The organism is Pseudomonas sp. R19M, assembly GCF_050312585.1.
Lineage (GTDB): Bacteria > Pseudomonadota > Gammaproteobacteria > Pseudomonadales > Pseudomonadaceae > Aquipseudomonas > Aquipseudomonas palleroniana.
In genome coordinates this window covers 1-9,015 of sequence record NZ_JBNPJV010000066.1, presented here as the reverse complement: position 1 = coordinate 9,015, position 9,015 = coordinate 1, and the positions used below count along the sequence as shown (strand labels likewise).

Below are 9,015 nucleotides of genomic sequence, written 5' to 3'. Positions count from 1 at the left end.
GGTGGTGCAGTCAGCAAATCATTGACTGACCCACCGCTATCGGGAGCAAGCCCCCTCCCACCAAGCCCCCTCCCACATAGTCCTCTGTGTTCTTCAGGTATTGAATAACCCACCCATTATTTTCAGGCGCTTTTTATAGACCCGCCGCGCCTCCAACGCCTCCTCCAAAGTCACCGCGATAAACCCCGCACGCTGGTTCGGCTGCATCTGCCCGATCAGATCCAGGTCGGCGCTGATCACCGTGCCGATCATCGCGTAGCCGCCACCCGATACCGCATCCCGATGCAGCACAATCGGCTCCAGCCCGGCCGGCACCTGGATCGAGCCAATCGGGTAGCAACTGTCGACGATATTGGACGGATCCGACCCGGCACCAAACGGTTGCTCCCTGGGTTGAAAGCTCAACGCACTACCGCCCTTGAATCGGTAGCCGATACGGTCCGCCTCGGACCCGACTGTCCAGGGTTCGGCAAAGAAGCTGCTTTTCGCCGCGTCGGCCAACCGCTCGTAATACAACCCCGGCACCACCCGTAACGTCACATCACCGCCGACCGACCGCCGCAGGGCCATCGGCAGACTATTGCCCGCCCGCCCCCGCCCACTGGCCTCGCCGATCGGCAGTTCATCGCCTTCCTGCAAACGTCGCCCGGCAAACCCACCGAGCCCGCCAAGGGTGTAGGTCGAGCGGCTGCCGAGCACCAGCGGCACATCAATGCCCCCGGCCACGGCCAGATAAGTACGTGCGCCCGCCTTGGGAAACTCAAAGCGCAACACCTGCCCGGCACGGACCTGGAACGCAGTGTCCTGATGCACCACTTCGCCATCCAGGCGCGGCGACATCAGCGCGCCGCTGAGCGCCACCAGCGCGTCCTGTTGAAACTCAAGCTGCGGGCCGATCAACGTGCACTCCAGGCCCGCCGCACCGATCGGGTTGCCCACCAGGTGGTTGGCCGCACTCAACGCATACTGGTCCAGCGCACCCGACGGGGGGATGCCCAAGTGGTAATAACCTTCACGCCCCAGGTCCTGCACTGAGGTAGCCAGGCCGGGTTTGAGCACCTTGATCATGCCAGTGCCTCCTGCAGGGTTTTCGGGTAGCCGATGGGGTCGGCGAGAAATGCGTCGAGGGAAAATTCCACTGGGCGAATGCGCAGGTCGAAACGGCCGGCCTCGACCTCGGCGACGGCCAAGTCGTAGGCCTCGCGGTCCAGGGGCTTGAACTGCACGATGTCACCCGGCCGGAAGAACACCATGTGCTCCTTGAGATAGGCCAACTGCTGCGCCGGGTCATAGATGGGGGCCGGGGTCACGCCGAACATCTGGTAACCGCCGGCGCCGCGCACCGAGTAGATGCAGCCAAAGCATCCGCCATGGCCCAGGGTCAGCTTCGGCGTGTCGGTGCGTGGGCGCAGGTACTTGGGCACCTGCAATTGGCGCTCGCGCTCGACCATCTGGAACATGAACGGCAACCCCGCGACAAACCCCACCATCGACACAAACCACGGTGCGCCACTGTGCGCGGCGATAAACGCGGCCACATCGGCCAGGCCATTGATGCGGGCGGCGTACTCCAGATCGGTGCTGCCGGGGTCTTGATGGCGGTCGCGAAAACGCATCAGGGTTTCATGGGTCCAGGGGTCGTTGTAGAGCACCGGGATTTCGATGATGCGCGTGTGCAAGGTGCGTTCGGCCACCGCCTGGGCTTCGGCGCTCTGCACCGCGTCAAGCAGCACATGGGGCGCGATGCGGTCAGGGTCGAAGCGGATCTGGAACGACGCATTGGCCAGGCACACATCCAGCACGCCTTCCAGGGCCAGGCGTTCAACGGCGCGGGTCACCGCCATGCCTTTGAAAAATGCCTGCAGGGACATGCTGTCGCTGACCTCGGCAAACAGGTGTTCATCACCGCCGAAGCTGTAGCGGATGGGGGACGTTTCAGCCATGTCTGTTCCTCTTGGAATCATTGTAGAAAGGCAGGCAAAAAATAATCGGGCGTTTTTTATTGTGGCGTTCTGACGATGATGCCCGCCTCGTCCAAGGCTTCACGGGTGGCTTCCACCAGTTCCAGCGCACCCGGGGTGTCGCTGTGCAGGCAGATCGAATCGAACTCGATAAACAGATCCTCACCTTCTACGGTACGCACCAGGTTGGTCTGACAGGCACGCAGGACGCGTGCCGCGACCGTTGCAGGATCGAGCGCACGCACCTGGCGGGTAAATACGATGGAGCCGCTCAAGTCGTATTCACGATCGGCATAAAACTCGCGCACCACCGGTTGCCCCAACTCCTTGGCCACTCGCCAGATCACCGAATTGGGCATGCAATACAACCGCAACGTCGGCTCGATGATTTGCAGGTTCTGCACCAGCAGCCGCGCCGCGGCTTCGTCGCGGGCCAGGTGCATATAAAGCGCGCCATGGGGCTTGATGTGTTGCAGCGTCAACCCTTGGGCACGAGCCATTTCGCGCAGGGCGCCGAGTTGGTAGAGCATGTCATCCACCAGCTCCTGGGCCGGTGCGTTGATATGCCGGCGACCGAAACCCACCAGGTCGCGAAAACCCGGATGGGCACCGATGGCAACGCCCAGTTGCTTGGCACGCTCGACCGTACGGCGCATGGTGCCGGGGTCGCCGGCGTGAAAGCCGGTGGCGATATTCGCCGAGCTGATATAGGCCATCAACTGCGCATCGACACCGTCGCCAATGGTCCAGGGGCCGAAGCTTTCGCCCATGTCCGAGTTTAAATCCACTGCCTGCATCGGGGTCGCTCCGCCAAAAGATGATGGCTGAAAGTAGGCTGTGTCTTGACCCCTTGGGAAGATCTATTATCAGATGGCTAATCTTCTGAAAAACAGATAGCTCACTGCATTGGAGTGGCAGATGTCCCTGACCTTGCGCCAAGTCCGCTACTTCGTGGCCACCGCCGAAATCGGCCAGATTTCCCAGGCGGCGATTCACCTGAACATCTCCCAGTCGGCCGTGACCACCGCAATCAAGGAACTGGAGGCCATGCTTGGCGTGCAGTTGTTCGTGCGCTCGGCCCAGGGCATGAACCTGACCGACGCCGGCCGGCATTTTCTCAACCGCGCCTACGTGATCCTGCGCAGTGTCGACGACGCGCTGAACAGCCCCTTGCCCGACTACCGCGCCAGCGGTGTGCTGCGCGTAGCCGCCAGCTACACGGTGCTGGGTTATTTCCTGCCCCACCACCTGCAACGCATGGAACACTGGCACCCGGACGTCAGCATCGAGGTCTTCGAGCAGGAGCGCCAGGCCATCGAACAGGGCCTGCTCGATGGCCAGTTCGATATGGCCGTGGTGCTCACCGCCAACCTCACCCATGCCGATATCGTCTCTGAAACCCTGTTCAACTCGGAACGCCGCCTGTGGCTGCCCAGCCATCACCCGCTGTGCGAACGCAGTGCCGTAAGCCTGGCGGATGTGGCGCAGGAACCCTACATTCTGCTCACCGTCGACGAGGCCGAACACAGCGCCATGCGCTATTGGGAACAGGCCCGGCAAACGCCCAAGGTGCGGCTGCGCACCAGTTCGGTGGAGGCGGTGCGCAGCATGGTCGCCAACGGCAGCGGTGTGGCGATCCTGTCAGACCTGGTCCACCGGCCGTGGTCCCTGGAAGGCAAGCGCATCGAAACCCTGACCGTCACCGACCCGGTCACGCCCATGAGCGTGGGCCTGGCCTGGCACCGCGAGCGTGCCTTCACCCCGCCGATGCAGGCATTCCGCGATTACTTCCACGACGCCTTCCTGGCACCGCAGCAATTATCGGCACGTCGTTAATACCGGGCTTGCAGGATGGCCGCCAGCCAATCCATGAACACCCGCACGCGCAACGGCAGATGACGCTGGCCGGCGTACAGCAAGGACACGTCCAACGGTGGCGCCGGGTAATCCGGCAGCACCGCCACCAGCTCTCCACTGGCCAATAACTCTTCAATACCGAGGCGCGGCATCTGGATGATGCCGAATCCGCCCAGGCAGGCGGCCTGATACGCATCGGTGCTGTTGACGGTGACGCGCCCGGCCATCGCCACGCGCTCCACCTTGTGGCCCTGCTGATATTCAAACCCTGCCGAGCGTGCGCCCAAGGGCCTCACGTAATGCACCAATTGATGCTCGGCCAGGTCAGCCAGGGTCGTGGGCATGCCATAACGTTGCAGGTAGGCGGGGCTGACGCAGTTGACCATCGGCATGCTGCACACGCGGCGTGCGACCACGGTTTGGTCGGGTTGCGCGCCGACACGCAACACACAATCGAAACCTTCGGCAATCAGGTCGACCTGGCGGTCCGTACTGCTGATTTCCATCTCGATCAGTGGATGGCGCTCCAGGAATGCGGGCAGGTGCGGCAAGAGCATGTCCCGCGCCAGCACGTTGGGCAGGTCCACGCGGATACGCCCGGCCAGTTGGGTTTCATCCTGGCGGAACAAGCCTTCCAGCTCCTCCATATGGGCCAGCAGGTCCTTGCTGCGTTCATACAAGACTCGGCCGTCCTGGGTCGCCTGCACCTTGCGCGTGGTGCGCTGTAACAAACGTGCGCCGAGCAGTTCCTCCAGTGCCTGCACATGTTCGGAGACGGTGGAGCGCGGCAGGCCGAGGCTGTCGCCGGCCTGAGTGAAACTCGACAGTTCAGTCACACGCACGAAGGTGCGCAGCAGCTCAAGTTTGTTCATGGGATTGTTCGCCTTATCCGGCCAGTGATTCCGGTATAGCGCTGTTTATCACGTTATGAACGGACAAATACACTTCCTCTCACTGATCACCTGAGAGGACATCACCATGACCCGTAAAATCGCACTGATTACCGGCGCCAGCCGCGGCCTGGGCAAAAGCGCCGCGCTGCACCTGGCCGCACAAGGCATCGACATCATCGGCACCTACCATAGCGCCACCGCCGAAGCCCAAGCGGTGGTCGAGCAGGTTCAAGCCTTGGGCGGCCGTGCCGTCATGCTGCAACTGGATGTCAGCCGCAGCGACAGGTTCGAGGGCTTCGTCGGCGAAATCACCAGCGTGCTCAAAGATGTTTTCGCACAGGATCACTTCGATTTTCTGATCAACAACGCCGGCATCGGCGCCCACGCCAGTTTTGCCGAGACCACCGAGGCACAGTTCGATCAGTTGGTGGCAATCCAATTCAAGGGGCCGTTTTTCCTGACCCAGAAACTGCTGCCGCTGATCCGCGATGGTGGCCGTATCATCAATATCTCCAGCGGCCTGGCGCGGTTCAGCCTGCCGGGGTATGCGGCGTATGCCGCCATGAAAGGCGCGATGGAAGTTCTCACCCGCTATCAAGCCAAGGAATTGGGCGGGCGTGGCATCAGCGTGAATGTCCTGGCGCCCGGCGCCATCGAAACCGATTTCGGCGGTGGCGCCGTGCGCGACAATCAGGCGCTGAATGCGATGGTCGCCCAAAACACGGCCCTGGGCCGCGCCGGCCTGCCGGACGATATCGGCGGGGCCATTGCCAGCTTGCTGGCCGATGGCAGCCACTGGATCACCGGCCAACGTATCGAAGCCTCGGGCGGCATGTTTCTGTAAGGTTCAAACGCCGCTGCGTTGCACCCACTCGCCAAGCACCGTGCCCAGTTCGACCGTGCCTTGGCGAGGGGTGCCTTCGAATTCGATCCAGCCTTCGTTAAAGCCGTTGATCATCTGAATCCGCGGTAGCGGGTTGCGCATGCCTTGGCCGTTGAACAGTGCATGCCAGGTCGCCTGGGGAACCGCTTCTACATCGACCGGTTTGCCGAGCACGCGGGCGAATTCGGCGGCCAGTTGGTACGGGGTGATGCGCTGCGGGCCTTCCAGTTCCACGATACGCGGGCTGGGTGCCAGCAGCAGTTCAGCCGCCACGCGTCCGACATCCGCCGTGGCAACCATCGGCACCGGTTTGTCCAAAGGTTGCAGGAAACTTGAGATCCGCCCTGCCACCGCCGCCTCGACATCCCACGATGCATTTTCCATGAACCAACCGGGGCGCAAAAACGTCACCGGCAACTCCAGGCTGCCCACCGCTTCCTCCAGCAGGTGCAGTTGGTTGAGCAGGTTCGGTTGCATGGCCTGGGCGCCGATGGTGGACAGGCATACCACCTTGCCAGGGCGTGCGCACGCCAGGGCCTGACGGATGTTTTCCACCACCCGGCGGGTTTCCGGAAAGCCCGGCGATGGGTCGAAATTCGACGGCAGCATGATGAACACGCCCGTCACCCCGGCGAAGGCTTCCGCCATGGCTTGCGGGTCATCCACCTCCGCCACGGCCACCTCACAGCCGCGCGCGGCCCAACTGACGCCCTTGTCGGCGCTGCGCACTACGGCGCGTACCGGCTGCCCAGCGGCGAGCAGTGTGCGGGCAACGGCTCCGCCGACTTTTCCAGTGATACCTGTGACTGCATACATCAGTGTTCTCCCCTGCAAAGGCGACTCGTGTCGCGATGGGGAAATTATCCTGCGCAACCGTAGGATTCTTCGATAGCATCAGTGTCATTGCATACCTGACGGAAAATCATCAATGAGCTTTGATCCGAGCCTGGCCGGTGGCATGGGCGTGTTGGCGGCGGTGGTCGACAGCGGCAGCTTCGCACGCGCTGCCGACAGCCTGGACATGACGGCCTCCGGTGTCAGCCGGGCGATTTCGCGCTTGGAGAAACGCCTGGGTATTCGCCTGTTCGACCGCACGACACGGTCGGTGCAATTGACCGATGAAGGGCGACGTTTCTATCAACACATCGCGCCTCTGCTGGCGGGCCTGGAAGAGGCGGCCAGTTCGGCGGCCGACAGCGCCCTGACCGTGCGCGGGCGCCTGCGGGTCAATATCGACCCGTATTTTTCGCGGCTGGTGCTGGGCCCAGTGCTGGGTGACTTCATGCGCCGCTACCCGCAATTGCAGTTGGACCTGCACACCCGCGACCAACTCGGCGACCTGGTGGCCGACGGTTTCGACCTGGCGGTTCGCTTCGGCATCCCGCAATCCTCCTCGCTGATCGCCCGTCAGTTGATGGAGGTGCGGGTGCTCACCGTCGCCGCCCCCGCTTACCTTGAACAGTACGGCCGACCTGCCGTGCCCCAGGATCTGGAACACGGCCATATGTGCCTGGATTTTCGCGACTCACAAACCGGTCGCCCATTTGCCTGGGAATTCCACCGCCCCGGCGAGCGACTGACCGTGCGTACCGATGGTCGCTTGGTGGTCAACGATGCCAGCACGTTATACAGCGTGTGCGAGCACGGCCACGCGGTGGCCCAGATGCTCGACCTGGGCCTGGCCCCGGCGCTCAAGGCCGGCAGTCTGGTGGAGTTGTTTCCCGACTGGCCTGACGAGCGTTTTCCACTGTATGCCTACTATCCTTCGCGGCATTTGCCCGCCGCCAAGGTGCGGGCATTCCTGGACTTTGTCGGCTCGCTTACCTGTCTGTAGACGCTCGCTTGTTGTGGCGAGCAAGCTTGCTTGCGCTGGGGTGCGAAGCGCCCCTGAAAGCGGGCGCCAGCTGCGCTGTCGTACGGGAGCAAGCTCCCTCGCCACAGCATGCTAGCTCCTACATGGGATAGCGTTTTTGTTGCGGATTTTTTCCCGAATGACGTCATACCCCCAGTGATACACATAGGTGTACGGCAGGAAGAACAGCAGTACGCCGATGTCGAGCATGAACGCCTGCATCAGGCTGATATTCAGCCATACCGCGATCAACGGCACCGCGACGATAATCAACCCGCCCTCAAACAACAGCGCGTGCAACACCCGCGTCCATGCGCCGCCGGCCAATTGCAGGCGAACCTTCAGGCGGTCGAACAGGCTGTTGAAAATGATGTTCCAGGTCAGCGCCAACAGGCTCAGCCCGAGGGTCACCGCGCCCATTTCCAGGGCCGGCCGGCCGGTGATCCACACCAGCAGCGGTGTGCAGATCAACAAGGCCAGGCCCTCAAAACCCAGGGCTTGACCGATACGTTCAGTAATCGACTTGGTAGGGTGCATAACCTGCGCTCCGTGAATGGCGATGGTTGCGATAATCCCGCATCGAACCGATACTTCATAACCAGTAACCATCGATAAAGGCGATAGTCATGGCCTCCAATGAAGTGCTGCAGGCGTTTGTGCAAGCGGCCACCCAAGGCTCGTTCTCCGCTGCGGCGCGCAAGCTGGGCAAGAGCCAGTCCACCGTCAGCGCGGCGGTCGCGAGCCTGGAGATTGATCTGGATGTGGTGCTGTTCGATCGCAGTAGCCGCAAGCCGACGCTCACGCCTGCCGGCCATGTGCTGCTGCAACGGGCCGAGCAGGTGCTGGAGGCCAGCAGTCGCCTGGAAATGGCCGCCAATCAACTGGCCCAGGGGTTGGAGCCCAAGCTGAGTATCGCCATGTCCGATACCTACCAGTCCGACCGTTTCGAGGTCGCCCTCAGCGCGTTTGAACAACGCTACCCGGACCTGGAGCTGGAATGCCTGATCGCCGAATGCGAAGACCTGATCGCCTTGGTGCAAAGCGGTCGGGCCCAGATCGCGTTTATCGAGCATCAAGAGGTGTATCCGCCGGACCTGACCCGTGCACCCGTGGAAGAGAGCACGGAAATTGCCCTTTTCGTGTCACCGAAACATCCACTGGCCGGGCTCGACACGCTGACCGCGCACGCCCTGCAACAACACCGCGAATTGCGCCTGGCAAGCATCATCAACCCGAATGAAACCCGTGCCAACGGCCGCGTCTGGTCGGCTCCCAGTTACCTGATGCTATTGGAGATGGCTCAATTGGGCTTCGGCTGGGCACCGATTCCGCGCTGGCTGGTGGAGCGCTTTGGCGGCGGGCAATTGGTCGAGCTCAAGGCCCGCGGCTGGCCGCGTTCGGTGGCGGTGGATGCGCTATGGTCACGCCACCACCCGCCGGGCCCTGCCGGGAGTTGGTTGTTGGCCAAGATGTTGGAATGATATTTCCCACCCAATAAAAGTGTGGGAGGGGGCTTGCTCCCGATAGCGGTGGGTCAGTCACCCAATACTGTGACTGACACCCTGCTAT

At 62.3% G+C, this 9,015-nt stretch carries 10 protein-coding genes; 4 read left to right on the top strand and 6 right to left on the bottom strand.

Annotated features, from left to right (window positions below):
• Window positions 1-93: 93 nt before the first annotated feature.
• The 3 genes from ACQRBT_RS14135 to ACQRBT_RS14125 are packed head-to-tail and all read right to left on the bottom strand — an operon-like array spanning window position 94 to window position 2,758.
• Entirely contained in the window at window positions 94-1,068 is a 975-nt protein-coding gene (locus ACQRBT_RS14135) for a biotin-dependent carboxyltransferase family protein (protein ID WP_060757220.1), read from the bottom strand.
• The gene (locus tag ACQRBT_RS14130) at window positions 1,065-1,943 is read right to left on the bottom strand and encodes a 5-oxoprolinase subunit B family protein (protein ID WP_060757219.1); all 879 of its coding nucleotides are present in this window, start codon (window positions 1,941-1,943) and stop codon (window positions 1,065-1,067) included. Before ACQRBT_RS14130 ends, ACQRBT_RS14135 begins: the two co-directional genes overlap by 4 nt.
• Before the next feature lie 56 nt (window positions 1,944-1,999).
• Entirely contained in the window at window positions 2,000-2,758 is a 759-nt protein-coding gene (locus ACQRBT_RS14125; RefSeq protein ID WP_060757218.1) for a 5-oxoprolinase subunit PxpA, read from the bottom strand.
• Window positions 2,759-2,879: 121 nt separating this feature from the next.
• Here ACQRBT_RS14125 and ACQRBT_RS14120 point away from each other — a divergent pair, with 121 nt between their 5' ends.
• Window positions 2,880-3,797: a LysR family transcriptional regulator gene (locus tag ACQRBT_RS14120; RefSeq protein ID WP_060757217.1), complete on the top strand. Its 918-nt coding sequence runs from the start codon at window positions 2,880-2,882 to the stop codon at window positions 3,795-3,797.
• Here the strand turns inward: ACQRBT_RS14120 and ACQRBT_RS14115 are convergent.
• Window positions 3,794-4,690, bottom strand: a complete 897-nt coding sequence (locus ACQRBT_RS14115) for a LysR family transcriptional regulator (protein ID WP_412047386.1) — start codon at window positions 4,688-4,690, stop codon at window positions 3,794-3,796. The genes ACQRBT_RS14120 and ACQRBT_RS14115 overlap by 4 nt on opposite strands.
• Window positions 4,691-4,796: 106 nt before the next feature.
• Here ACQRBT_RS14115 and ACQRBT_RS14110 point away from each other — a divergent pair, with 106 nt between their 5' ends.
• Entirely contained in the window at window positions 4,797-5,555 is a 759-nt protein-coding gene (locus ACQRBT_RS14110) for an SDR family NAD(P)-dependent oxidoreductase (protein WP_060757215.1), read from the top strand.
• A 3-nt stretch (window positions 5,556-5,558) separates the two neighbouring features.
• On the opposite strand, the gene ACQRBT_RS14105 is transcribed toward ACQRBT_RS14110, so the two are convergent.
• Window positions 5,559-6,410, bottom strand: a complete 852-nt coding sequence (locus tag ACQRBT_RS14105) for an NmrA family NAD(P)-binding protein (RefSeq protein ID WP_412047387.1) — start codon at window positions 6,408-6,410, stop codon at window positions 5,559-5,561.
• Between the two features lie 112 nt (window positions 6,411-6,522).
• Here ACQRBT_RS14105 and ACQRBT_RS14100 point away from each other — a divergent pair, with 112 nt between their 5' ends.
• The gene (locus tag ACQRBT_RS14100; protein ID WP_090369003.1) at window positions 6,523-7,428 is read left to right on the top strand and encodes a LysR family transcriptional regulator; all 906 of its coding nucleotides are present in this window, start codon (window positions 6,523-6,525) and stop codon (window positions 7,426-7,428) included.
• A gap of 111 nt (window positions 7,429-7,539) precedes the next feature.
• Here the strand turns inward: ACQRBT_RS14100 and ACQRBT_RS14095 are convergent, their stop codons facing one another.
• On the bottom strand, window positions 7,540-7,983 hold the full coding sequence (locus ACQRBT_RS14095) for a multidrug/biocide efflux PACE transporter (RefSeq protein ID WP_090369002.1): 444 nt from the start codon (window positions 7,981-7,983) through the stop codon (window positions 7,540-7,542).
• A gap of 89 nt (window positions 7,984-8,072) precedes the next feature.
• Here ACQRBT_RS14095 and ACQRBT_RS14090 point away from each other — a divergent pair, with 89 nt between their 5' ends.
• Window positions 8,073-8,927: a LysR family transcriptional regulator gene (locus tag ACQRBT_RS14090; protein ID WP_060757211.1), complete on the top strand. Its 855-nt coding sequence runs from the start codon at window positions 8,073-8,075 to the stop codon at window positions 8,925-8,927.
• Window positions 8,928-9,015 lie beyond the last annotated feature (88 nt).

Excerpts from the sequence above, each read along its gene's own strand:
- ACQRBT_RS14095 (WP_090369002.1), bottom strand. The coding sequence starts at position 7,983 with ATGCACCCTACCAAGTCGATTACTGAACGTATCGGTCAAGCCCTGGGT.
- ACQRBT_RS14100 (WP_090369003.1), top strand. The coding sequence starts at position 6,523 with ATGAGCTTTGATCCGAGCCTGGCCGGTGGCATGGGCGTGTTGGCGGCG.
- ACQRBT_RS14130 (WP_060757219.1), bottom strand. The coding sequence starts at position 1,943 with ATGGCTGAAACGTCCCCCATCCGCTACAGCTTCGGCGGTGATGAACAC.
- ACQRBT_RS14090 (WP_060757211.1), top strand. The coding sequence starts at position 8,073 with ATGGCCTCCAATGAAGTGCTGCAGGCGTTTGTGCAAGCGGCCACCCAA.
- ACQRBT_RS14120 (WP_060757217.1), top strand. The coding sequence starts at position 2,880 with ATGTCCCTGACCTTGCGCCAAGTCCGCTACTTCGTGGCCACCGCCGAA.
- ACQRBT_RS14105 (WP_412047387.1), bottom strand. The coding sequence starts at position 6,410 with ATGTATGCAGTCACAGGTATCACTGGAAAAGTCGGCGGAGCCGTTGCC.
- ACQRBT_RS14125 (WP_060757218.1), bottom strand. The coding sequence starts at position 2,758 with ATGCAGGCAGTGGATTTAAACTCGGACATGGGCGAAAGCTTCGGCCCC.
- ACQRBT_RS14135 (WP_060757220.1), bottom strand. The coding sequence starts at position 1,068 with ATGATCAAGGTGCTCAAACCCGGCCTGGCTACCTCAGTGCAGGACCTG.
- ACQRBT_RS14110 (WP_060757215.1), top strand. The coding sequence starts at position 4,797 with ATGACCCGTAAAATCGCACTGATTACCGGCGCCAGCCGCGGCCTGGGC.
- ACQRBT_RS14115 (WP_412047386.1), bottom strand. The coding sequence starts at position 4,690 with ATGAACAAACTTGAGCTGCTGCGCACCTTCGTGCGTGTGACTGAACTG.